The organism is Laspinema palackyanum D2c (assembly GCF_025370875.1).
Lineage (GTDB): Bacteria > Cyanobacteriota > Cyanobacteriia > Cyanobacteriales > Laspinemataceae > Laspinema > Laspinema palackyanum.
This window is the reverse complement of record NZ_JAMXFD010000030.1, coordinates 39,022-63,867: the sequence shown is the minus strand read 5'-3', so window position 1 is coordinate 63,867 and position 24,846 is coordinate 39,022. Positions and strand designations below refer to the sequence as shown.

Here is a 24,846-nt window from a genome sequence, read left to right as displayed (position 1 = left end):
TTATGTAGTCGGGCTGCATCTTCCCAGTCAAGCAAATGTGGTGGAGTGATCGCCCGATCGCCCTCCATCCACTTAAAACCTCCCCTCGTCACCACCGCCGAACCATAAGTTTTTGTAATCGTTCAATCTCCCCCAATATTCCTCTTTAGAGGGAGACAGGAGGTTGCCTCTTGCCGTAAGCTGAGAGTGTAGTTCGTGAAAAACGCTTATGAATATATTGATGGAAGTCTCTGCGGCTGCAGGGGCAAGTGCTAACAATTTTCCTGTAAGTTTTACCTTAGTCTACGTCGTAGGCTTTATTGCGGCAGTGACCCTGGGTTCTGTTGCCTGGTATAACTCCAAGCGTCCCCCCGGCTGGGAAGATAAAGATCGTCCGGATGTGGTCCCCAAGGTTGATAAGTAAAACTTAAGTCAATATCCCCATAATAAAATCTAAGTCAGGGCGATCGCAGATCAATCGCCCTGGCATTACGCTGTCTGCTGTTTCCTCAATCTCACCATGAAAAATCCATCCATATCATGATGGTGGGGCCAAACCGTGATCCAGCCTTCGGGTTTGGCAAAGTGTGCCGCAGGGGAGTCAGTGGTGGGGGGGTCTATTTCCCAAGTGGGATGACTGGCGAGGAATCCTTGAATCACCTCTTCATTTTCTTTGGGATGAATCGTACAGGTAGCATAGACGAGGTGACCCCCAGGTTTCACCCAGTTTGCAGTTTCTGCAAGCAATTCCCCCTGGAGTTGGGACAGTTCCTGGATATTTTCTGGGGTTTGACGCCAACGGGCATCGGCACGACGATGAAGGGTTCCCAGTCCGGAACAAGGGGCGTCTAAAAGGACCCAATCAGCAGTTTGATGAAATTGGGTGAAGTTGCGACTATCTCCACTGAGGGTTTGAATGGAGTGAAGTTGGAGGCGATCGGCATTTTCTGTGACTTTTTTGAGTCGGGAAGGGGCTTTATCACAAGCCCAAATTGTGCCGGTATCTTCCATCATCTCTGCAAGATGGGTGGTTTTTCCTCCTGGGGCGGCACAGGCATCGATCGCCACTTGTCCCGGTTTCGGTTCCAGTAAGGACCCGACTAATTGGGCGCTACTGTCTTGGATTGTCCACCATCCTGCTTGATATCCGGGTAAGTTTTCAATGGCACCGGCACCACTACATAAGCGCAATGCTTGGGGTAAATGGGGCAATCTGGCAACTTGAACTCCAGCAGATTGAAAGGCGGTTTCAACTTCTTCTAGGGTGGTTTTTAAGGGATTGATGCGTAAATCTAGGGTCGGGGATTGGTTGAACCAGGTACAGAGTTTTTCGGTTTCTGCAATTCCCAGGCGATCGCACCAATTGGCAACAATCCAATCGGGGAAACTATGCAATATTGCTAATCGGGATATCTCATCATCGGGAAGCACTAAAGGGTCCGTATTTTCCGCTTCGGCTAATCGAATATATTGGCGCAATAATCCATTAACAAACCCGGCAAGTCCTTTAAATTTATTGTCTTTGGTTAATTCCACTGTGGTATTGACAGCGGCAGAGGCAGGAATGGTGGAAAGATACCGCAGTTGATATAATCCCAGATGGAGAATGATGCGAAGGTCATCGGGTTGATTGGCGGATTTCTTTTTAGCCAGTTGGTCGATGATAGCATCAAGGGTTCGCATTCTCCGCACACAACCATAGACTAATTCCGTGGCTAATCTGCGATCGCTGGGGATAAGAGCAGACTCTTCCTGCTGTTTGGCTTTTTGCAGCCATTTATCCAGGGCAATATCGGCAAAAACGCCCCGACGATGGACATCGCGGAGGGCTAAAAAGGCAATTTGGCGCGGATTAGACATTGACAAGGTAGGGTTGAGAGTGTAGAAAGCAGCCACATTCTATAGAAATCGCGATAAAACTTGGCGGTTCTAATTTGTTTTTTACTTAGAATGAGTCGGACTTAAGATTATAAACGGTTCTTAACCCAGTGACGGAGGAAATTTTGCAGGGATTGGTGATTTCCAGGGAAGGGTAATGCTGAAAACTCTTCTACAGTCGATGCAGGCGCGATCGCAACAGTTCTAATTCGGCATCAATTTCTGCAAAATCTAGGTCCGGCATGGCTTCTAAATCTTGTTCTAAGTTAGCGGAAGCGAGACTGGCTTTAAAAATATCTCGTTCAGATTCTAAGGCAGAAAGTTGCTGTTTGAGCAGAGTCACTGTGGGGATTAATTCATTCAGTCGTTGTTTGAGTTCGTCTGCCTGTTTGCTGTAGCTTTGTTTGCGGGTTAAGAGTTCCCGGGCGAGGGGTTCATTTTGCTGTTGTAAGGCGAGTTTAGCGGATGCGACTAATTCATCAGCTTGCTGTTGGGCATTGTAATAGTCCCGCAAGAGGACTTCTTGACTGGATACGGCATTTTGAACACTTGTTTTGAATTCAGTTAAGGTTTGTTCGAGTTCCCGTTGATAGTCTTTCCGTTGATGTTTCCAATCGGTGATATTGGAACGAATCAGTCGATTAATGCGATCGCCTAATGCCATAGTCTCATCTCCTGCTGTGGGTTGATAGGGAACAGTTTTCTTTATTGTAGCTTTTACAAAGTCATTTTGTTATCTCCAAAAAGCATAAATTAGCCCGCATAAGCGGGCTTTGTTCTCTGAACTTCTACCGGATGGGGTAGGAGAGGAGTCTAAACTGATGTTTTCTGACAAAAGTGTTCGTCAAAAAATCCTTGGACTTGTTCTAAAATAGTCGGCAACTGACTCGCCAGTTCAGCCGTACCTTCTAAGGTTTGTTGACGGGCTAAACTTTCTAATTGAGCGGCGATCGCAGACATAGAAGATACCCCAACATTACTAGCCGCACTTTTAATTCGATGAGCGTAATGTTCCATTTGGGCTAAATCTTGGGTGGATAATGCCTGGGTAATCCCACCAATATCCTCGGGTATTTTATCAAGAAATACCCGTAAAAGTCGCTGCTGTAGAGACAGATTCCCTCGGGTTACTTTTAGCAACCGTTCCATATTGACCGGGCATTCTGGAACAGAAAGAGGTAAGGGAGATGCGGTATTTAGAGTCAGGAGGCTAGAGGGAATGGCTGTGGGTTCAATGCGAGGAATTTTGATGGGGGATGGGACTTGGAGACAGTTATCCGGTCCCGGTTTTTTATGAATCCAACGGCGGATGGCGGCGGCTAAATCTTCTCGTTCGATAGGTTTACTCAGATAATCATCCATCCCGGCATCGAGACATTTTTGGCGATCGCCTCGCATGGCATTGGCGGTGAGTGCAATCACGATGGTATGTCGTTGTGCCTCCTCCCGACGGCGCAACTCTTTTGTAGCCGCATACCCATCCATCACCGGCATTTGACAATCCATCAAAACCAAATCGTAGGTTTTTTTAGTGATAGATTCCAACGCTTCTATGCCATTCGTGACACAATCCGGTTGATACCCTAACATTTCTAACTGACTTAAAATCACCGTTTGGTTAATTAGGTTATCTTCCGCCACTAAAATATTAATCGCATAAGCTGGGGGAATGGGTGAGTGCAGCGAACTCAGATGAGAGGCGATGGAGGATGGACCATTCACCACATTAATCAGGGTATCAAACAATCGGGAAGCCCGGACGGGTTTAAAGAAATAACTGGCTACCCCTTTAGATAACAGGGATTCAGCAATGTCTCGTTGGCTTTGATTGGTCATTAAAATGACCTGAGTTTCGGGAAACAGGTGAGATTCAAATTTATCGCGATTGTAATGCAGGCTTTCTAATAGCTGCAATCCCTCCTTTGAAGGCAGTTGTAAATCCAGTAACAGTACATCATAGGGTTGATTGAGCTTGAGGGTTTGTTGTAAAGCATTCCAAGCTTCTGTGGCATTGGCGGCATCATCAGTATGCATTCCCCAAGCTTGGGTTAACTCTCGGACAGACTGACGAATTCGCGGGTTATCATCAACTACTAATACCCGTAAACTTGGGAGTTTACAATGAGAAATACCCTCTATCGGCGTGAAATGGAGTTGTTTTTTGAACTCAGCAGTAAACCAAAAGGTGGAACCTTCACCGAGTTTACTGTCAACCCCAATTTGTCCGCCCATCATTTCTACAAGCTGCTTGCAAATAGCCAAGCCTAAGCCGGTCCCTCCATACTGACGCTTGGTCGAAGCATCCACTTGGGAAAAGGATTGAAAAAGTTTATTTTGCCCTTCAGGAGAAATGCCAATTCCCGTATCCTTGACACTCAGGCGTATAAAAGCGGTTTCTTCTGTTTCTGCAATTGCCGAGGCTTGAATAATAATTTCCCCGACTTCTGTAAATTTAATTGCATTGCCGACTAAATTCAGTAAAATTTGACCCAATCGCACGGGGTCGCCCTGCAAATTTTGGGATAACTTTGGGTCAAATAAGCAACTTAAGTCTAACCCTTTTGCTTCGGCTTGTGCACCTAATAAATCCAGCACTTGTTCGATACTTTCGTACAGATTAAAGTCGAATTGTTCTAAGTGCATTTCTCCGGCTTCTAACTTAGAGAAGTCGAGAATATCATTAATAATGCTGAGTAAATGTTGGGCGCTGGCGCGAATTGTTTTGGCATAATCGTATTGTTGGGTACTGAGGGGGGTTTCTAAGAGTAAGCCCGCCATGCCTAATACGCCATTCATGGGGGTGCGAATTTCATGGCTCATATTGGCGAGGAATTGAGATTTAAACCGGGCGGATTCTAAGGCGGCTTCCCGGGCTTTTACTAATTCATCAATACAGTCAATCGCAATGGCAATTCCCCCGATTTCACCTTCAGCTAGATACCAGGGAGAAACGGTCCCCCGAATGTAGGTATAAGACCCATCTAATTTTTGCCAAAGGTCTTCGGTGACGGAAACAATTTTCCCTTGTAAAGCCCGCTGATGAGCTTGTTGCCAGCGTTCGGGAATATCCGATGAGACTTGATAGTAATTCCGACCGATTAACGAGGGTTGAGTGCCGTTGTTGCTGTCCGGGGTTTGCGATCGCCCACAAAAGTCTAGTCCATGATGGGTTAACCATTGGCTGGAATGAGCGAGATAGCACATTTGGGTATCAAACATCGCGATCGCCACAGGTGCACAATTAACAATTTGTTGTAACTGCTGCCGTTCCCGTTCGATCGCCGTTTCCATCTGCTTGCGATCGCTAATGTCACGCCACACCACCGCAAATCCATCCCCCAGTTTCGTAGCGCGGATATCAAACGCTTCCCGCACAGGCGGACGATTTTTCATCCCGTTGAGGTCATGATTGCCCTCAATTTCATACAAAATTAATTCTTCCTTTAACGGTTCTCCCGTTTGGACAACTTGAGCATATTTACTAAACAAAATGCTTTGACTCAAATCCGGCATCACTTGGCAAAACGAACAGTCATGCTCTCTCTCATTTTGACTGCAATGACACTGTTGCCTTGCTGAAGCATTGACATATTCCCGACGAAAATCTACGATTTCACCCCATTCATTTCGGCAGGCGGAATAAATCCCAAAACAGTCCAGCATATTTTCCACCGAAGTTCTAAACCGTTCTTCACTGTGTAACAATTCTTGTTCAAGCTGTTTGAGATCCGTAATATCAATGGCAACGCCATCCCAAAGAATATCTCCATTCGGCTGGGGTTCGGGACGGGATTCCCCTTGCAGCCATTTTATTTTCCCCCCGGGGGTTATTACCCGAAATTTGCGCTTCCAGGGTTGTAGAGTTTGAGCCGATCGCGCAATGGATTCGTTGAAAATTTGCGAGTCCTCGGGATGAATCAAAGAACACATTAAATGGGCATTTTGTTCGATTTCTTCCGGTTCTAATTCTAAAATATCCCGGCAACCGGAACTGATATAGGGAAAAGAAATTGTGCCCTCAGTGGTAATGAGGTATTGATAAATTACCCCGGGTAAATTATCCGCGAGGCGTTGGAAGCGATTCTGTAGTTCGGTGACGCGGAGGGTTTCTTGGTGGAGTGCATCTTCCACCGACTTGCGATCGCTAATATCCCGTCCGACACAATAAATGGATTGTTCTTCGGGAACCGGAACTGCGGACCAAGAAATCCATTTATAAGACCCATCCCCGGTCCGATAGCGATTTTCAAAGGCGATCGCCTCTTTTGAAGCCAGCATTTGCTTGGTTTTTTCCTCAGAGAGTTCCCGATCATCGGGATGAACCCAATCTAGGGAAAACTGACGGGAAAACTCCTCTGGACTGTACCCCAAAATATCAGTAATGGCTGGATTAACCCGCTTAAAGTACCCATCAAAAGAGGCGATCGCCATCAAATCAGCGGACACTTTAAAAAATTGTTCCAATTCCGCTTGAGCTTTTTGGCGCGCCACAATTTCGCTTTGCAGTTGGCGGTTAGCGCGGGTGAGTTCGGCGGTGCGCTGGGCAACTAAATTCTCAAGCTGTTCTTGATATTTTCGTAAAGCCGCTTCAGACCGCTTGCGCTCGGTGATGTCCAGGACAATCGCTTGCATTCGCCCATCTGGCAGTATTTTAGCACTCAATTCCACCGGCAGTAAGGTATTATTTTTCCGCCGCAACCAATGTTCACTTCTGCGGCTTTTTCCTACCCAAAGTCCATCCAATGGACTGGAAAATATCTCAATTTCAGGTTGACAGGCGATCGCCTTGAAATTAAGTTGTAAAAGTTCTTCTCGGGAATAGCCTAACATCTCGCAGGCTCGGGGATTGACATTCAGGTAATTTCCCTGAGCATCGATAATGAATATGCCTTCCGAGGCTTGTTCCATTAACTGACGGTAATCAGTTTCTTGGTGATGAAGTTCCGCTTCTAACTGTCGTCTTGCGGTGATATCGGTATAAATCCCAATAAATCCGATGATTTGATGGCGTTCGTCTAGGATTGCATCGGCGCGGACGGCAATCTGTAAACAGTCACCCCTTTTCGACTTCATTTCGGCTTCCCCTTGCCAGGAACCGCCAGAGGAAACCGTCTCAAAGACTTGCCGACTCAAGGCAGGGTCTTGATAGAGCCTCCAGGGACCTCCGGCAGCATTCATTTCGTCCCGGGTATAGCCGAATAGCTCAGTGCAGGCGAAATTTTGATAAATCCGATTTCTCGTCAGATCGGAGATGGCGATCGCATCCCCGGCACTATCTACCGCTTTGCGAATCCTCAGCAGTTCTGACTCATATCCTTTTCGCGCAGTGATATCTCGACCTTCGGCAATCAATTGGGTGACCTGGCCCCCATCCCCCAACAGCGGTCGAATGGAAAAATCCAAGGTTCGCAAAGGACAACCGCACCCGCCGATTTCCGTTTCATACCGCAGGGATTTTCCCGAGTTCGCAGCGGCGATCGCCTCCATCAGTCGGTCTTGACTCGGCTGATTCCCACTCCACCAAAGGGTTTGCCAAAAGGAAACCCCGAGCACCTGTTCTAATTGCAACTCCCCCCACTCTAGGGCGGTTTGATTCACATCCAGAATCATCCCTTCGGGATTTAACACCGCCATAAACTGAAAGCTGGAGTTGAAAATTTCCCGAAACCGAGGGGTTTCATTTTTCGGGAATCTCGGGTCCGGAAGATGGCGATCGGTACAAATTAAATAGAGGAAAATTAAAAAAAGTGAGCAGTCAGCAAAAGCTAGGGCCGGTAGCATGGCGGTACTTCCCAAAGCCTCCGCCAGATGGAGTTTGATCCCGTTAACATTCCATAAGTAAGCATACCCGTAGAAAATGTCCGGTTCAAAGGCAAGAATTTGCTTTAAAAACTCCATAGACGTTTTTATCCCTATTCTTTTACTGATGCTTCAACGTTTCATCTAATAATCTAATAGTTTGGCTGGAAATGCTCTAAACTTAATAATTCTTTTATATTCTTGCCAATTCCTCTGGCTAAAAGTTGAAAAATACGGAGGATCTCCCTAGCCCCACCCTTAAGAGCTTCTTTACCCCAGGATTGTCAGGGTTGAACCCATTAATCCGAAAAAATACCGTAAGAAAGGCTACAAAAATCAACTCAAATTCCCAAGAGTTGCGGTTTGGCAACCTGAAATGGCCTTTTCGGTGCGATCGCATCCTCTGGGCTAAACCCACAATTCTTCCTTTCAAAAACCCCCTGTTGAATCCAGCGATTCCCCTTTCCCAAACCCCCGGATTAAAAGATTGCAAAAAACTCCTGGGAACATCATCAGTTCCAAAATCCCCTAGAACATCCCCCAACACCAACGGGGAAAATTAACCTAGTCGCCCCCCTTCCAGCTACCATTGCTCCAAGCTTTAGGGTATTGTGTTTAAAAGTCCTCTCTCTGATAGATAGAGCCTTCCATGACCGCAGTACAGCCCTCCCCCAAGCACCAGAAATCCAAAGCACTCAAACCCGGTAGCCGTCCTCCCGCGAAAGAATTGTGCAGCGAGTGTGGCCTTTGCGATACTTATTACATCCATTACGTCAAAGAAGCCTGCGCCTTTCTCAACCAACAAATCGCCACCCTGGAAGAAAGCGCCCACGGACTCAGCCGCAACTTAGAGAACCCCGATGAAGTGTATTTTGGCGTCCATCAACAAATGATGGCAGCGCGAAAGCAGGACCCGATCCCCGGTGCACAATGGACCGGAATCGTGAGCACGATCGCCTGTGAAATGCTCGATCGCGGCCTCGTTGAAGGAGTCGTCTGCGTTCAAAATACCCCCGAAGACCGATTCGGACCCATGCCAATCCTGGCGCGCACCAAAGAAGAAATCCTCGCCGCCAAAGTCAATAAACCCACCCTCTCCCCCAATCTGTCCGTCCTAGAACAAGTAGAAAAGTCTGGGATGAAACGCTTACTGGTGATTGGAGTCGGTTGTCAGATCCAGGCATTACGCGCGGTCCAAAAGGAAATGGGGTTAGAAAAACTCTATGTGTTAGGGACCCCCTGCGTTGATAACGTTTCCCGGGAAGGATTACAGAAATTTTTAGAAACCACCAGTAAATCCCCAGAAACGGTGGTGCATTACGAATTCATGCAGGATTTTCGGATTCATTTTAAACATGAGGACGGTTCTATCGAGAAAGTCCCATTTTTTGGCCTGAATACGAAAGAACTCAAAGATGTTTTTGCACCCTCTTGTTTGAGTTGCTTTGATTATGTCAACTCCCTGGCAGATTTAGTGGTGGGATATATGGGTGCGCCTTTTGGTTGGCAGTGGATTGTGGTTCGGAATCAAACGGGACAGGAAATGCTTGATTTGGTCACGGAACAGTTGGAAACTCAGCCGGTGATGTCCCGAGGCGATCGCCGTGCTGCGGTCCAACAGAGCATTCCCGCCTATGAAAAAGGGGTGACCCTGCCGATGTGGGCCGCCAAACTGATGGGAGTGGCGATCGAAAGAATTGGTCCGAAAGGATTAGAGTATGCTCGCTTTTCCATTGATTCCCACTTCACTCGCAACTATCTGTATGTCAAACGGAATCATCCCGAAAAATTAGAGGCTCATGTTCCCGAATTTGCCAAGCAGATTGTGAGTCAATATCAATTGCCAGAATCTTGAAATCGCAGTTGTGGAGGCGATCGGCTGCTTTTACCTAACTTAATCACCGATGCCTCCTCTGTCCTCTCCTCTTCCGTCTCAACCCGCCTGTTTCAAACAACTTCCCTAGAGCCAAACTTTTGACGTTTGTTTAGGGAAATCCAAAATTTCAAACATCCCGAATAGATTGCTCAGTTTCGGTGCAATCCTAACTGGTCTGCTCTGTTAGCACCCTTATTCTCAAAAGCCGATTGGCGTTTTTAAAGGGGTTTGGGGGGATCAATACGGATTTTTGCCAGAGACCTATTAAAGAGTGTAGGTATATTAAGCCCCAATTTAGACCCACAATTTCAACTCAATTGAATCAGATACAGGCAGAGGAACGAGGGGATCTAAATACCGGGAATTAGTCCTGAATTTGTAGATGCTGTCCCTCACTAGGCGGATCTGTCTCTGTCTGGCGTAAGAATTAGACAAATCTTTTAAGCGATTTATTTAAGGATAATTCACCGACTCCTCGGGGACTTACATCGACTTCTGAAATTGAGACCCAAAATGAAACCAGGGTTAATCTTCCCTCTGATTATTTCGTTTTGTAAAGGCGATCGGCCCCAAAATCTACTTATAAAAGAAGTGGGGATCGGTCTAAAGAGTGAGGGCAGTCGTTTAAAAAGTTGATTAGGATTTATCAAATTATGATAGGAAAGACTTGTTATGAATATCGAAAAATTTGAGACCCTTTACCGAGAAGGAAACCGAGATTTTTCCCATTGGGATTTATCTCAAGAGAAAGCAGCGTGGGTTAACATGAGCTACACCAATCTGACAGGTGCAGACTTGAGTCATAGCCAATTCTGCTCCGCGATTCTTCAGGGTTCGACACTCATTGAAGCCAACTTAGAGCAAACCAAACTCAGAGCCGCTGATCTGCGCCGAACCGACTTGAGTCATGCCAATTTAAGGGGAGCTGACTTAAGTCGGGCGGATTTGATTGAAACTAACTTACGCAGTGCCAATCTAGAACAAGCAAATCTCACGGAGGTGATATTTAGTCAAGTTATCCTCGCCGACGCCAACTTGAGCCAAGCCAATCTCCAGGGACTGAACTTGAGCGGGATTAACCTGAGTGGTGCGAACTTACAAGACGCACATATCACGGAGGTTACCTTCCATAATGCCAATCTGTCTAGAGCCAATTTAAGCGGATTAGATCTCAGCCATACGGACCTGAGTGGTGCTAATCTTAGCTATGCAGATTTAAGCCATACACAACTCACGGAAGCTATACTTTACGGAGCCAATTTGACCGGGGCGATTTTGACATCCGCTCAGTTAGATGGTGCAAAAATGAATGGATCCCTTTTAGATGGCGCTGATCTGAGCCAAGCGAACCTTCAGGATGCGGAAGTCAAATGGGTGGATCTAACCAACACTAATCTAAAAAATACCGATTGTGTTGGCGCTTGTTTAAAACTGGCGAACCTGAGCCAAGCCAATATAATCGATGGCAACCTCTATCACAGTGATCTAAAAGACGCGCTCATAGCTAAACATAACCATGTTGAATAGGAATAAAACTCGATGACACAAAAACCACAACTCCCGATTATTGGTTGGCGGGAGTGGGTTTCCCTGCCTGAGCTGGGAATCGAGAAAATTAAAGCCAAAATTGATACGGGTGCGCGGTCTTGTGCCATCCATGCCTTTGATATTGAAACCTTCAACCAGGAAGGAAAACATTTAGTTGGTTTCAAAGTGCATCCGTATCAACGGGATAGCATTCAAACCGTTGCTACAGTTTCTCCCTTGGTCGATGCCAGACAGGTCCGCAATTCTGGCGGTCATGCTGAGTTAAGATTGGTCATTCTCACCCCCATAGAAATTTTAGGTTACCAATGGCCCATTGAACTCACCCTCACCAATCGGGATGTTATGGGATTTCGGATGTTGCTGGGACGTCAGGCGTTGCGGCATCGCTTTTTAGTCGATCCCGGAAAGTCATTTTTACTCAGTCATAAGTAGGAGTAAAATTCTTTCCCCCGCTCCCGGGGGTATCTTTTAAAACCAACCCCCATTAGGCTGAGTTTCTTCAAATTAGGCTTTTAATTATTTAAAAATAGCGTTTAACATATCGTTGGTAAATGCTATTTTTAAATCCATAAATCGACCCTTTTGATAAGTAGCAAGAAAATTTGAAAGCCAGGTTTATTATTGCCCCTATAAAATTTTTATTAGATTTATTTAGAATGGGGGTTTTTATGAAGTATAACAAAACGTTTAATTGTGGATTATAGTGCTTAACCAAAATTTAGAGCCTGAGTCTAATCCAAGGAGGATTGACAAAGGTTTAAAATCAGGTAGAATCAATAAAAACTTGAGAAATGTCTTATCCTGAAAACTACTTTACTGAGTCAGCAATATCAGTTGATTAGTCCAATCAAGACTAAAGAGCCAAAGGGTCGAGGCAGGTCAAGCTCAGAGCATCAAAATAGAGAATTATGAAAATCGCGATTTTGTCGCAAAAGGCTTCGCTGTACTCCACTCGACGACTGAAAGAAGCGGGTGAGCAACGAGGCCATCAGATGAAGGTGATCGATTACCTGCGTTGTTATATGAATATCGCCTCTCATCGGCCAACGGTGGTCTATCAGCAGAAACAGTTAGAAGACTTTGATGCGATTATCCCTCGGATTGGGGCTTCTAAAACTTTCTACGGAACGGCGGTGGTGCGCCAGTTTGAGATGATGGGAGTGTTTACGGCGAATGAGTCTCAGGCGATTTCGCGATCGCGCGATAAACTGCGCTGCTTGCAACTGCTGGCGCGTGAAGGGATCGGACTGCCTGTCACAGGGTTTGCCAATTCCACGAAAGATATTGAAGGGTTAATCGAAATTGTTGGGGGTGCACCTCTGGTGATCAAACTACTGGAAGGCACCCAAGGGATTGGGGTTGTTTTAGCCGAAACCACCCAAGCCGCCAAATCGGTGATTGAAGCCTTTCGCGGGTTGGATGCCAATATTTTGGTGCAGGAATTTATTAAAGAAGCCGAAGGTGCTGATATCCGATGTTTTGTGGTGGGAGATAAGGTCGTCGCCTCGATGAAACGCCAGAGTGAACCGGGAGAATTTCGCTCTAATCTGCACCGGGGAGGTACAGCGGAAAAAATCAAGCTGACTCCAGAGGAACGCTCAACAGCGGTAAGAGCCGCTAAGACCATGGGGTTAAAGGTGGCGGGAGTGGATATTTTGCGATCGAATCATGGTCCGGTGGTGATTGAGGTGAATTCCTCACCGGGTTTGGAAGGGATTGAGGCGGCATCCAATGTGGATGTGGCAAGCAAGATTATCGAGTTTATTGAGAAAAATTCAGCCCCGAAAAAAACCCGCGATCGCATTCAATACTAACCAGAACTGACCAGACTCCATGCCATTTCTACCCACTCCCTGACTGATTTGGCTTTAACCGGGGGCCAAAGCATTGTAAATTAGAATACATTCACAGCTTCCCTTCAATTGTCAGCCAGCTGCAAAGCGAACGCTAAACTGTATGTCCGGAGTCATTCAAATCGGCAATGCCACCATCCCACCGGGAGAACAAAGGCGCTTAGAATTGCCGGTTGCCCGACTGCCGACGCAAACTCTGCTAGGATTGCCCGTTACGGTCATCAATGGCACCCGCCCAGGGCCTCGACTCTGGTTGAGTGCCGCCATTCACGGCGATGAAATTAATGGGGTGGAAATTATTCGGCAAGTGCTGCATCAAATTTCCCCGCGTCAACTCTGTGGCAGCATCATCGCTGTCCCGATTGTGAATGTGTTCGGGTTCATTGAACAGTCACGCTACTTGCCCGATCGCCGCGACTTAAACCGCTCTTTTCCCGGTTCAGCGCGGGGCTCCTTAGCCTCTCGATTGGCGCATCTGTTTATGAAAGAAGTGGTGATGCGCTGTACTCATGGCATTGATTTACATACAGCTTCCCATCATCGAATTAATCTGCCTCAAATTCGGGCCAATCTGAGCGATCGCGAAACCTATCGCTGCGCTCAAGCATTTGGCGCACCCCTGATGATTCATGCCACAACTCGGGATGGTTCCTTGCGACAAGCGGCGACTCAGTTGGGAATTCCCGTTCTGCTCTATGAAAGTGGAGAAGCGCTCAGATTTGATGAGAAGGGGATCTCAGTGGGGACAAGGGGAATTCTGCGAGTCATGGCGATGCTGGGGATGATCTCCACGTTTGCACCCTCCCCATTCCCTCCTTCTTTAGAGGTCAAAAAAACCCAATGGGTGCGATCGCCCTCTAGTGGAATTCTGCACCTAGAAGTAGGACTGGGCCAATCTATCTCCAAAAAACAACGCTTAGGGATTATCTGTGATGCCTTTGGAGACCAGACGATGAAAGTTTATGCTCCCTTTGATGGGGTGATCATTGGTCATACCCAAAACCCATTGGTTAATCAAGGCGATGCGATTTTGAACCTGGCCGCCATTGAACCCTAAGCCCTTCTGGTTTAACGGCGCGACTTATCAAAGATGATATAGAATCCCCCCCCGATCCAGTTCAACCCCTAGAAGCATTTGCTCCCCTGGGGGTTTCATACCTTGGCGGCTCATTGTAACGATTTATTTACAAAAGTTTATGTTTTTTATAACAATAATTGATAGTTCTTAAAAAATATCCGGTAAAATTAAGTAAAGTTTGTGAAAATCAACTTAAATTAACAACCGCATAGAATATTGAGTACGCCTTTTTGGATACTACCTATGAAAATCCAAACGGGAGATTGTTTAATTTCCAGGGATGGCCGCTACTATCGGGTCATTGATTGTTGTGGCGAGTTTATCTCTTTGATGCCACTTCAGGGCTACACCGTATTTACCTGCCGTCAGAGTTACTTAGAATCCTCGTTTGGCTTCGTGGAGACGCAACAACAAGTTGCTTAACCCCAGAGGGCCTCGGCCCTCTGGAGTTCCGGGATCAGGCTGTCATCCTCATTGCTATTGCCAGGAAAAGCATTCATGAGGAGGCCAGCCGGTTAAGCCGGACCCACTGCTGCGACTGCCGCTTCTAGGGCGATCGCCACATGAGTCCAATGGGTTCCGCCCTGGCAAAACACCACATAAGGTTCCCGCAAGGGACCATCGGCAGACAACTCCGAGGTACTGCCATCAATAAAACTTCCTCCCGCCATCACCAACTGACTCTCATACCCAGGCATCGGTGCAGGCACCGGATCCAAATAGGACCCGATGGGGGAATACTTCTGAATGGCACGGCAAAACGCAATCAGTTTTTCTGGTGAACCCAACTGAATCCCCTGAATCACATCCCGCCTGGGTGCAGTGGGGGCGGGGTTGACTGGATATCCTAGGCGATCGAACACATAAGCGGTTAAATGATTTCCCTTCATCGCCTCTCCCACCATTTGCGGGGCGAGAAACAACCCCTGAAACAACAACCGATTGCGATCGAACGTCGCCCCCCCACTACTGCCAATTCCTGGCGCAGTGAGCCGACAGGTGGCCGCTTCGACTAAATCTGCGCGCCCAGCCACATAGCCCCCACCCTCAACAATCGTGCCGCCCGGATTTTTAATCAAGGAACCGGCAATTAAATCCGCCCCCACTGCCGGGGGTTCACGATCTTCAATAAATTCGCCATAGCAGTTATCCACAAAACAAATCGTCTCGGGATTTTGTCCCTTGACGAGATGGATAATTTTTTCAATATCCGCAATGGAAAGACTCGGACGCCAGGAGTAGCCACAAGAACGCTGAATCGATACTAAACGGGTCTTTTTGGTGATAGCTGTTTGGAGTGCCACCCAATCGATTTCCCCGGTGGGAGTGAGTTCTAATTGGCGATAACTGACCCCAAACTCCATGAGGGAGCCTTGACCCGTGCCTCGTAACCCAATCACTTCCTCTAAGGTGTCGTAAGGAGCACCGGCAACGGCCAACATTTCATCTCCGGGACGCAGTACCCCAAAGAGGGCACAAGCGATCGCATGAGTTCCAGAAACAAACTGCACCCGCACCGTCGCCGCTTCAGCACCCATCACCTCAGCAAAAATTTGATCCAGGGTCTGACGCCCTAAATCATCATGACCATATCCCGTCACCCCCGCAAAATGGTGAACCCCTACGCGGTGACGGCGATAAGCTTCGAGGACCCGCTCTAGGTTTTTCTTGACCTGAGCATCAATTTGACAAAACAGAGGGAACAGTGCAGTTTCTGCTTCTTGCAGCCATTGGGAGCGATCCATCAAAACCTCGTGTGAAATGTTACAGTTAGTTAAGGGGAAAAATTGCCCTGATGTAAAATAATCTCAGCCAATCGAGGGTTTTGCCTGCCTTGGGCGTTCTGACGGACTCTTACCGGGAGTCGAGGCGATCGCGCTTTAGGGCAAAAAGACTAGACCTCACGCTTAATCGGCGATGGTGCCATTGCAACATCCCACAGCAGATTTTGGCAGAAAAATTTGTAATAAGGTCACAATAAGGTCACAGATGACGATTGTCAGTTCAACACAAGAAACACAAGAAACAATAGGGCAAGATCTATCCCGGATGCCACCTGATTGGCCGGTTATCATCTTCATGATTGCCATTCATGCTTTTGCCCTGTTCGCATTCCTGCCGAGCACCTTTAGTTGGGCGGCAGTGGGGTTAGCGGTCTTCTTCCACTGGGTAACCGGGGGTCTGGGAGTCACCCTGGGATTTCATCGATTAGTGACTCATCGCAGCTTTACCGCACCCAAGTGGTTAGAGTATTTTCTAATCTTTTGCGGCACCCTAAGCTGTCAAGGGAGTCCGATCGATTGGGTTGGACTGCATCGAGCACATCATCTCCACTCGGATAATACTGCCGATCCCCATGACTCCAATCAGGGCTTCTGGTGGAGCCACATGGGTTGGCTATTCTATCATTCTCCTGCTGAGGCTGAAATCCCTCGCTTAACAAAAGATATTGCAGACGATCCGTTTTATCAGTTTTGCGACAAGTTTTTACTTCCGATTCAAATTGCTTTAGGGATTAGTTTCTACTTTTTAGGAGAAGCCATTTCCCCAGGACTCGGCTGGTCCTTTGTGGTTTGGGGAATTTTTGTTCGCCTGGTGGTGGTGTTTCACTGCACCTGGTTTGTGAACAGCGCTACTCATAAGTTTGGCTATCGCACCTACGAAAGTGAAGATCGTTCTACAAACTGCTGGTGGGTTGCATTAGTCACCTATGGCGAAGGTTGGCACAATAATCACCATGCCTATCAATATTCTGCCCGACATGGAATGCAGTGGTGGGAAATTGATTTTACTTGGATGACGATTCAATTTTTACAAGCCCTGGGCCTTGCGAAAAATGTCAAGTTAGTAGCAAAATAACCACTGAGGTTTAAACCGGCAAAACTCGGATTGGGTTGAGAAAAAAAAGAGTGGGGAGGATGAATTTGAATTGTCCTCCCCACTTTTAATTCATAGCCAAAGGATCAACCCTCTGGGATTAGAGTTTAAACCTGTCCTTTGCCTTGAATGATATGTTTGACGGTAGTCAAGCTTTCTAGGCCAATTAAGCCTCGGCGATGGCCTTTTTGGTTGGACATTCCCAGAAAAATGGCATCTCCCTGTTTGGGATAGCGGTAAAAGCGAGGGGAAGCGTTGATATAGGTTGAGGCGCTGTTGACTCCTCCCCCGAATTGAGAACTTTCGAGATAGGATTCAGTGACGATAGAATCGGCATGACCGCTACTGTATTGATTGATCCAGGCGATCGCCGTTTCTAAATTCTCCACTACTTTAAAGGCGACAGTTTTGGTTAAATAGGCCGAGGCCCATTCTGATTCTTCTACTTTTTTTAACTCGGGAAATTCTTCGCTGAGAATCTCATCCACCCGAACTTCAAACCCTTTATCCTGCAAGCTGTTAAACAACATCGAGAGGGAAGAGGGTTTTTGATTGCGATGAATCAGGACCTTTTCAATGGCATTGACGGGATCGGGTTCACTTTCGTGAGAGTCTTGAATCACCCATCGGGCTAAATCCATACTGCCGCTGGGGGACCAATAGAGGTAACAATTGCCCATGCCGGACTTAAGTACGGGGACCGTCGCTTGCCGAATCACCTGCTGGACGAGACTAGGGCGACCATAAGGGATGACTAAATTGATATATTTATCTTGGCGGACTAAATCGCGGGTGGAGACTCCCATTTCTGCCGGAATCATTTCCAGACAGCCTTCGGGCATATCGGCTTTGAATAGCGATCGTTGCAAGGCATCGGCGATCGCAGCGTTGGAGTGAGCTGCATACATTCCGCCTTTGAGAATCAGACAGTTGCCGGTTTTGATGCACAACCCGGCGGCGATCGCCCCTAAATCCGGTAACGCTTCATAGACTAAACTGATCACCCCTAAAGGCATTAATTGGCAGTAGGATTGTGACCCCTCCACTTGGTAGGAGGCATTCATCACCCGGCGCATCGGATCGGACAACTCCGCCAACCGTTGCAGAATTTGAACCGTTGTCTGGATCCGTTCTGGCGTCAACTTCAGCCATTCCAGAATCAAATCAGGCACTGCCATTTCCCGGGAGGCTTCCAAATCGAGGGTATTGGCTTCTAAAATCTCATCCGAGGCTTCCTTGAGGGATTTTGCCATCCCCTCCAAAGCACGGGTTCGTTGTTGGCTGGAAGTCTGCGCCATTATCAAAGAAGCTTGATAGACGCTCTCCACGACTGCCATCGCATCAGGATCAGGGGGAAAAGTAGAATCTGTTGTCATCGAGCTCATCTATCGCCTGTAAGCCAACCAAACCATTAAGGCTGGCAAGGTTGCCAGCAACACCGCTAAAATGACCCAAGGGATCACGCTTGGGCCTAGGGGTAAACCCAGAGCGTAGGGTAACCAGAATACCACTAGGCCGATGACAATCACGAGGGACATGGGTAAGTAGCTTTCCCTCAGACGGGTATTGGCTATGCACCATTGATTGCCGTTCCAGTTCCAACACCGTTTATAGGGGGAATTGGTGGGGAGTTGCTCGATCCCCTGTCCATCTTCGGTGACCACAAAAATATTTTGACACCGATCGCACCCCAAGGCTTCGGTTAGGGTGATCGGTACTAAACGTCCCCTCCGCCTACAGGGACAGGGGTACTCTGCATTGAGGTCGATCTTTTGGGATTTTTGAGATGGCACAGGCGCTAATCCATAAAAATTCCACGACTTTTTTACAACATAGACTGGCCAATCTCTGCGATCGGTTATTCTCGGCGATCGCCTGGAAATTTTGACAGTTTATGAGCGGAGCATAATACTCCGTTTTCCCGTTTATATTACAGGACTGATTGTAGCATTCGGGAGTTTTAATCGCCTTGCGGTTGTCTGAAGGAGGATCTTCAGATGGTTTTTTTGGTTGACTTCCCCATGTCACAACCACTAAGGTCTTCCAACTGGATCATAACAACTGCAATCGAGATTCTCAACCCGAATCCAGATTGTAAAACCCGTTTCTGCCAGGGTAATTGATTTTTTATTTTTAAAGCGGGTAACGCGATTCGAACGCGCGACATTCACCTTGGCAAGGTGACGCTCTACCACTGAGCTATACCCGCAAATCTTTGACTTTATTAGTATGGCAGAGTCACCCAGGTTTGTCAAGGCGATCGCTCAAAAATTTTTTGAGCGTCGCTCAAAGCCCCGAAACGTCCAGCAGGCAAGGCTTATGCGCCTTCAATATGGGTGGAAACCTGGGCAGACCGAGAGGGATTTGATGAAGAAGCCGGTAAAGAGCGATCGCCACCGCTTAGGGCCGCCGCATCAGAGGCCGTCCCCTCCCCGGGACCTACCTGATTTAAGCGCCGCATTAAACTCGCCATTTCTAGGGCATTCATCCCATAATCCCAGCCCTTATTACTCTTCACCCCGGCCCGTTCTAAGGCTTGCTGCATCGTATCTGCCGTAATAATGCCAAAAATTACCGGCACCCCCGACTGATATCCAGCCGCTGCAATCCCTTTCGAGACCTCTGCTGCCACATAATCAAAATGAGGCGTTTGACCTCGGATGACTGCACCTAAGCAAATCACAGCATCATAACGTCCCGACAGCGCCAGTTGACGTGCCACAATGGGCACCTCAAAACTCCCGGGAATCCAAACATAATCCACTTGAGTCCCCTGGGGATCCACGTCCACACCGTGGCGCTTGAGAGCATCTTCACAGCCTTGTAACAGTTTGCCTACAATCAAATCATTGAAGCGACTGATCACGATCGCAAACCGCAAGCCTTCAGTCTGGGTAAACGTTCCCTCAAAAACGGCCATATTAGTTTTAGGTCTAATTGATTATCGATAAAGTTGTGGGGGTAAGCGTTCAGGCTCCCCCTGTGCAACGGGCGATCGGGAATCGAAAGGACAAAAGACCATCGGAATCAGACCGAGCGCCCCTTGCACCTTTCGATCACTGCCCCAAATAGCAGGGTGCTTATACCACCAAAAAGTTTAAAACTCCCACCAGAATCACCAGAGCAAACCAAACACCCGAACCAATGAACAGCAGGGGTTTAGATTGATCCCAGTTTTGGGGAGAGGCATAAGCGACAGGGACGCCCACGACCATCACAAAAGACAAGAAAACCAGAGCGGCAAGAGCCAGTTGAAAAATAATTGTCATGTTTTTTTCTTCCTTTGACAGCAGTGGTCTAGTAATCAGAGTTCAAACTAGAGCAAATATCGGTTAATTAATTGCTCTAATTCTTAACCTACCAAAAAATGACCCACACTCATAGAGGGAGTACAGGCTTTATTGTTAAGGAGATGGGGGAGATGGGGAGGACCGCCATCGAGAGGGGGAGGATGGGGAAGTTTGTAGTAACGACTTGCTGTCGTTGCTATCGTGTGATGGCGTAAGCCATCACAGGAGCAATCCAAGGGTCTAGCGGCGGCTTCGGAACTGGAGGACCCGCCTGATATGAGGGCGTTACTTGGCTCACGCCAAGTAACGAGGAAACGACTGAAGTCGTTACTACAAACATCTTCCCCATCCTCCCCATCTCCCCTATCTCTAACAAAGACATGACAAGAAAAATGGACATTATTTTGTGTCATACCACGGCAGATTTCGATACTTTGGGGGCTGCGGTGGGAGTGACTCGGTTATCCCCCGGAAGTCGAATTGTACTCGCGGGGGGTTGCCATCCGGGAGTCCGGCAATTTTTGGCCTTACATCGCGATGAGTATCCCTTGATTGAACGGCGATCGGTCAATCCCGATCGCATTCGTTCCGTGACGGTGGTGGATACCCAACAGCGCGATCGCCTGGGTAAAGTAGCGGAATGGTTAGATTTGCCAGTCCCCATTTCGGTGTGGGATCATCACCCTCATGCTCAGAGTGATATTCCCGCGACAGAGACTCATATTGAAGCCCTAGGAGCCACGACGACGGCGATCGTGGAACAGCTTCGTCTGGGATTGGAGCCCGATCCGAACCGGCTAGTCTTGAATGTGGCGGAAGCAACCGTCATGGCCCTGGGCATTCATGTGGATACGGGGTCCCTAACCTTTGACCATACGACCCCACGGGATGCGATCGCCTTAGCTTGGTTAATGGAGCAAGGCGCTTCTTTATCGGTAATTGCCGAATATATCGAACCGGGATTATCTCCCCGACTCCAGGACCTGCTCACTACAGCATTAGACACCCTGCACACAGAAACGATCCAGGGTCATCTCGTTTCTACGATACTGTTGGAAACTCCCGAATACATTGCTGGGTTATCCAGTGTTGCGGCGCAAATCATGGAGATTATCGACACGGAAGCGCTGCTGTTGGGAAATCGCTATTCCATTAAAGGATCCGACGAACAGCGGCTAGTGGTGATCGGGCGATCGCGCATTTCCGGGACCAATCTGCAAACCTTATTGAGTCCTTGGGGAGGTGGGGGACATCCCCGTGCCAGTTCGGTCAGTTTGCGCCTCACGAACCCAATGGTTACCTTCCAGGAAATCCTCGAAGAATTTAAAAAGCAGATTCCTCATCAACCTGTCGCCCGAGAATTGATGTCCTCCCCAGTGCGGACGATTCGACCTGAAACCACCATTCATGAAGCCCAGCGCATTCTGTTACGCTACGGACATTCTGGGTTATCCGTGGTGAATGAAACTGGAACTCTGGTAGGGGTGATTTGTCGCCGGGACCTAGATATTGCCCTGCATCATGGATTGGGTCATGCGCCGGTAAAAGGGTACATGAGTAGCAATGTTAGAACGATCGCCCCGGATACGCCGTTACCAGAGATTGAGGACCTGATGGTTACCTTTGATATCGGGCGATTGCCGGTGTTGTCGGAGGGGTCATTACAAGGCATTGTCACGCGCACCGATGTCTTGCGACAACTGCACCAGGATAGTGCGATCGGCTCTCAGAGCAATTTAAGCGGAAGCCCGCCCTACTGTCCCTTACCTCGGGAAGTGGCCTCCCTCCTGAGCGATCGCCTTGCGCCACAACTGGTCAACCTCCTCAACCGTGCGGCCCAACTTGCCCAAGAACGGGGTTGGCATCTTTATCTCGTCGGTGGAGCAGTCCGGGACATCCTCTGGGCAATTTATCACCAAGAAGGCAGTTCGGGGTTTAATTTAGTAGAAAAAGAAAAGAGCCAGAAAGAGATCGAAGGCGATCGCTCACCCTTGCTGCTCACGGATATTGATCTCGTCGTGGATGGGTTCGATTCCCGGACCGATGATGCTGCCGGGGTAGAACTGGCTGAACAGCTCCAAAAACTCTATCCCAACGCTCGTTTAGATATTCACGGCCAATTCCAAACCGCTGCCTTGTTGTGGCATAAAGACCCGGATTTAGACTCCCTGTGGGTTGATATTGCCACGGCTCGGACAGAATTTTATCCATATCCAGCGGCGAATCCAGAAGTGGAAGCTTCCTCCATTCGGCAAGACCTCTACCGCAGAGATTTCACCCTGAATGCTCTCGCGGTGAGGCTTACCGGACCGAATCGTCGGGGGGAAATTTTGGATTTCTTTGGGGGATGGTTGGATTTGCAGGCGGGACAGATTCGGGTGTTACACGCCAATAGTTTTATTGAGGACCCGACGCGGATTTATCGGGCGGTGCGGTTTGCGGTAAGGCTGGGATTTGAGATTGAACCTCAGACGCAAGGGTATATTCGGCTGGCGATGGAGAGTGGGGTCTATTTGCGATCGCCGGAGTTAACTCGGCGCGTGCCCGCATTGGAAACCAGGCTGAAAAATGAACTGAAATATATTTTACAAGCCCCCTACTGGCAACGGGCTTTGCAATTATTAGACTCGTTTGATGCATTACGCTGCATCCATCCCAGCTTAAAATTAGACCGGGATTTATGGCAGCAATTGCGATCGGTCGATCGCTGGATTCGTCAAATTCAGGGTACGGTGAATGGAGCAGAATCGCCGCTTAAGACCCTTCCCGAATCGTGGCAGATTCGCTTAGAACTGCTAATTGCTCATTTAGAGCCGCAATGGAGGGTCGAGGTGGCCCAAAATTTGCAAATGAGTACCGATAGCATTGAGCGCTTAGAACAGTTGGCAACGGCGGAGATCGCAATCATGCCGGTGAGGGAGACTTCCCGACCCAGCGAGGTAGTCCGATTGTTAAGCCCTTATGACCGGACGTTGTTGATGGCGATCGCTGTCATGAGTCCCAAAGCTCTCAGGCGGAGAATTTGGCAATATATCTATCACTGGATGAATGTCAAACCGTTACTCAACGGCAACGATCTCAAAGCCCTCGGTTACAAACCCGGACCCCAGTTTAAGACCATTTTAGACAGCCTGCTTGCGGCCACCCTAGACGGGGAAATCCAAAGCCGCTCTGATGCCGAGGCTTATCTGGCCCAATATTTTCCCCGGGACTCCATTCAACAGCCGTAGGGGATTATCAGGCAGTCAAAAGGGTTCGGTTTTGGGAAGATTTTTAGATACAGCTTTCCTTGCTAACTCTCTACCACTAAACCAATATGGATGCGAATGAACTGCTGAAGCGGTATGCAGCAGGAGAAAGGGATTTTCGGGGTGCCTACTTAGTCCGTGCTGACTTGATGTTTGCTGAACTCAGTCTGGCGGATTTATACGATGCCGACCTAAGTTGTGCTGACCTATTTGAGGCCAAACTCAGTGGGATCAAACTCAGTGGAGCCAATTTAGAAAATGCTCACCTGAGCCGTGCGGACTTGAGTAACGGCAAGCTTTTTGGCGCTAAATTAAGCTATGCCGACCTCAGTCGGGCGGATTTGTTTCGGGCGGATTTATTTCGAGCTGAACTCAGTGATGCGGACCTTCATCGCGCTAATCTCACTCGCGCCGACCTCAGTGGAGCCAATTTGACTCGGGCTAATTTGAATGAAGCCACCTTAAGTCAAGCCAACTTAAGCGATAGTAATCTTTCTTTTGCCAGCCTGAATAATGCCAAGTTGAATGGGGCTAAATTGAATGGGGCCAATTTAAGTGAAGCGCGACTCTTTGATAGTGACCTCACTGGGGCCAAATTAGAAAAAGCTGACCTGAGAAATGCCGAACTATTCGCCGCTAAATTAATCGAAGCCAATTTAGTAGAAGCCGACTTACGCAACGCCAAATTTAGTGAAGCCAATTTGAGCAAAGCCAAGCTAGATGGAACGAACCTGTCTGGGAGTAATCTGAGTCGCACCAACCTAAGTGAAGCCAGTTTGACTGAAGCAAACTTGACCGAAGCGAACCTCAGTGAAGCGACTTTAAGGAAAGCGAACCTCAGCGGGGTCAAATTGTGCGATGCTAATCTGAGTCGGGCTAACCTCAGCGAAGCGAAGTTAGTCGGAGCGGATCTGTCGAGTCCCAAGAAAGAGCCGATCGCCGAGCGGTCCTTATCCCTGAAAAACAAAAAGTCCGTCATGCTGGGTCGCGATCCCAGCGTCTCCTTACAGATTTATTCCCCCTTTGTCTCTCGTCGTCATGCTTCCATCGACATCGAAGACAACGGACAATATATCATCCGTGACCACAACAGCACGAATGGGGTTTTTGTCAATGACCAGCAGATCGAGGAATCAATGGTCCTACCGGATGGGGCCCGAATTCGCATCGGACCTTTTCTGTTAATTCTCAACGGGGATGAACTCGAATTGCAGGATGAGCAGAACCGGCAACCCACTTCCCTGAGTGAGGCTGATTTAAGTCAAGCGGACTTGCGGAATGCTAACCTGACTGGGGCTAATTTCTATCGGGCTAACCTTAAAGGTGCTAACCTGTATGGCGCGAACCTCACGGGTAGCAATCTGAGCCATACCAACCTTTCCGGCGCTACAATGCCAGATGGGTCAATTCATCCCTAGGC

Annotated in this window: 19 protein-coding genes and 1 tRNA gene; 10 read left to right on the top strand and 10 right to left on the bottom strand. The window is 48.1% G+C overall.

What is annotated here, in order from left to right; genetic code table 11:
* Positions 1 to 208 precede the first annotated feature (208 nt).
* Complete coding sequence (gene psb35, locus NG795_RS24370; protein WP_254564747.1) at positions 209 to 403, top strand: photosystem II assembly protein Psb35; 195 nt, start codon at positions 209 to 211, stop codon at positions 401 to 403.
* 65 nt (positions 404 to 468) lie between these two features.
* Here psb35 and NG795_RS24365 read toward each other — a convergent pair whose 3' ends face one another.
* The 3 genes from NG795_RS24365 to NG795_RS24355 form a co-directional block, all read right to left on the bottom strand.
* Entirely contained in the window at positions 469 to 1,839 is a 1,371-nt protein-coding gene (locus tag NG795_RS24365) for a 16S rRNA (cytosine(967)-C(5))-methyltransferase (protein WP_367291212.1), read from the bottom strand.
* Positions 1,840 to 2,029: 190 nt separating this feature from the next.
* The gene (locus tag NG795_RS24360) at positions 2,030 to 2,521 is read right to left on the bottom strand and encodes a PspA/IM30 family protein (protein WP_367291211.1); all 492 of its coding nucleotides are present in this window, start codon (positions 2,519 to 2,521) and stop codon (positions 2,030 to 2,032) included.
* A gap of 149 nt (positions 2,522 to 2,670) precedes the next feature.
* Positions 2,671 to 7,755 carry a PAS domain S-box protein gene (locus tag NG795_RS24355; RefSeq protein WP_367291210.1) on the bottom strand — a complete coding sequence of 1,695 codons (5,085 nt, stop codon included), beginning with the start codon at positions 7,753 to 7,755 and terminating at the stop codon, positions 2,671 to 2,673.
* A 550-nt stretch (positions 7,756 to 8,305) separates the two neighbouring features.
* Between NG795_RS24355 and NG795_RS24350 the strand changes: the two genes are divergently transcribed.
* The 6 genes from NG795_RS24350 (at position 8,306) to NG795_RS24325 (ending at position 14,434) form a co-directional block, all read left to right on the top strand.
* Complete coding sequence (locus NG795_RS24350; protein ID WP_367291209.1) at positions 8,306 to 9,511, top strand: Coenzyme F420 hydrogenase/dehydrogenase, beta subunit C-terminal domain; 1,206 nt, start codon at positions 8,306 to 8,308, stop codon at positions 9,509 to 9,511.
* A 693-nt stretch (positions 9,512 to 10,204) separates the two neighbouring features.
* Positions 10,205 to 11,059 (top strand): pentapeptide repeat-containing protein, encoded by an 855-nt coding sequence (locus NG795_RS24345; protein ID WP_367291208.1) that lies wholly within the window; start codon positions 10,205 to 10,207, stop codon positions 11,057 to 11,059.
* A gap of 12 nt (positions 11,060 to 11,071) precedes the next feature.
* Positions 11,072 to 11,512: an ATP-dependent zinc protease family protein gene (locus tag NG795_RS24340; protein ID WP_367291207.1), complete on the top strand. Its 441-nt coding sequence runs from the start codon at positions 11,072 to 11,074 to the stop codon at positions 11,510 to 11,512.
* 476 nt (positions 11,513 to 11,988) lie between these two features.
* Positions 11,989 to 12,894 carry a 30S ribosomal protein S6--L-glutamate ligase gene (gene rimK / locus NG795_RS24335; protein WP_367291206.1) on the top strand — a complete coding sequence of 302 codons (906 nt, stop codon included), beginning with the start codon at positions 11,989 to 11,991 and terminating at the stop codon, positions 12,892 to 12,894.
* Between the two features lie 142 nt (positions 12,895 to 13,036).
* The gene (locus NG795_RS24330) at positions 13,037 to 13,990 is read left to right on the top strand and encodes a succinylglutamate desuccinylase/aspartoacylase family protein (protein ID WP_367291205.1); all 954 of its coding nucleotides are present in this window, start codon (positions 13,037 to 13,039) and stop codon (positions 13,988 to 13,990) included.
* 264 nt (positions 13,991 to 14,254) lie between these two features.
* A complete protein-coding gene (locus NG795_RS24325; RefSeq protein ID WP_367291204.1) occupies positions 14,255 to 14,434 on the top strand; it encodes a hypothetical protein in 180 nt (59 codons plus the stop codon).
* A gap of 92 nt (positions 14,435 to 14,526) precedes the next feature.
* Here NG795_RS24325 and NG795_RS24320 read toward each other — a convergent pair whose 3' ends face one another.
* Positions 14,527 to 15,756 carry a methionine gamma-lyase family protein gene (locus tag NG795_RS24320; RefSeq protein ID WP_367291203.1) on the bottom strand — a complete coding sequence of 410 codons (1,230 nt, stop codon included), beginning with the start codon at positions 15,754 to 15,756 and terminating at the stop codon, positions 14,527 to 14,529.
* Positions 15,757 to 16,060: 304 nt separating this feature from the next.
* On the opposite strand from NG795_RS24320, the gene NG795_RS24315 reads away from it, so the two are divergent.
* Positions 16,061 to 16,870 (top strand): acyl-CoA desaturase, encoded by an 810-nt coding sequence (locus tag NG795_RS24315; protein ID WP_367291202.1) that lies wholly within the window; start codon positions 16,061 to 16,063, stop codon positions 16,868 to 16,870.
* Between the two features lie 125 nt (positions 16,871 to 16,995).
* On the opposite strand, the gene NG795_RS24310 is transcribed toward NG795_RS24315, so the two are convergent.
* From NG795_RS24310 to NG795_RS24285, 6 genes are all read right to left on the bottom strand, one after another.
* Positions 16,996 to 18,264, bottom strand: a complete 1,269-nt coding sequence (locus tag NG795_RS24310; RefSeq protein WP_367291201.1) for a glutamate-5-semialdehyde dehydrogenase — start codon at positions 18,262 to 18,264, stop codon at positions 16,996 to 16,998.
* Positions 18,265 to 18,273: 9 nt separating this feature from the next.
* Positions 18,274 to 18,681 carry a hypothetical protein gene (locus NG795_RS24305; protein ID WP_367291200.1) on the bottom strand — a complete coding sequence of 136 codons (408 nt, stop codon included), beginning with the start codon at positions 18,679 to 18,681 and terminating at the stop codon, positions 18,274 to 18,276.
* Positions 18,682 to 19,025: 344 nt separating this feature from the next.
* A tRNA-Gly gene (locus NG795_RS24300) sits at positions 19,026 to 19,097 on the bottom strand.
* Between the two features lie 108 nt (positions 19,098 to 19,205).
* On the bottom strand, positions 19,206 to 19,808 hold the full coding sequence (ribH, locus tag NG795_RS24295; protein WP_367291199.1) for a 6,7-dimethyl-8-ribityllumazine synthase: 603 nt from the start codon (positions 19,806 to 19,808) through the stop codon (positions 19,206 to 19,208).
* Positions 19,809 to 19,968: 160 nt separating this feature from the next.
* Positions 19,969 to 20,157 carry a photosystem II reaction center protein PsbZ gene (gene psbZ / locus NG795_RS24290; protein WP_015151721.1) on the bottom strand — a complete coding sequence of 63 codons (189 nt, stop codon included), beginning with the start codon at positions 20,155 to 20,157 and terminating at the stop codon, positions 19,969 to 19,971.
* An 83-nt stretch (positions 20,158 to 20,240) separates the two neighbouring features.
* Positions 20,241 to 20,591 carry a hypothetical protein gene (locus tag NG795_RS24285; RefSeq protein ID WP_367291198.1) on the bottom strand — a complete coding sequence of 117 codons (351 nt, stop codon included), beginning with the start codon at positions 20,589 to 20,591 and terminating at the stop codon, positions 20,241 to 20,243.
* Here NG795_RS24285 and NG795_RS24280 point away from each other — a divergent pair.
* Both NG795_RS24280 and NG795_RS24275 read left to right on the top strand, forming a co-directional pair.
* Positions 20,571 to 23,408 (top strand): CBS domain-containing protein, encoded by a 2,838-nt coding sequence (locus NG795_RS24280; protein WP_367291197.1) that lies wholly within the window; start codon positions 20,571 to 20,573, stop codon positions 23,406 to 23,408. The genes NG795_RS24285 and NG795_RS24280 overlap by 21 nt on opposite strands.
* An 86-nt stretch (positions 23,409 to 23,494) precedes the next feature.
* Positions 23,495 to 24,844: a pentapeptide repeat-containing protein gene (locus NG795_RS24275; RefSeq protein ID WP_367291196.1), complete on the top strand. Its 1,350-nt coding sequence runs from the start codon at positions 23,495 to 23,497 to the stop codon at positions 24,842 to 24,844.
* Positions 24,845 to 24,846 lie beyond the last annotated feature (2 nt).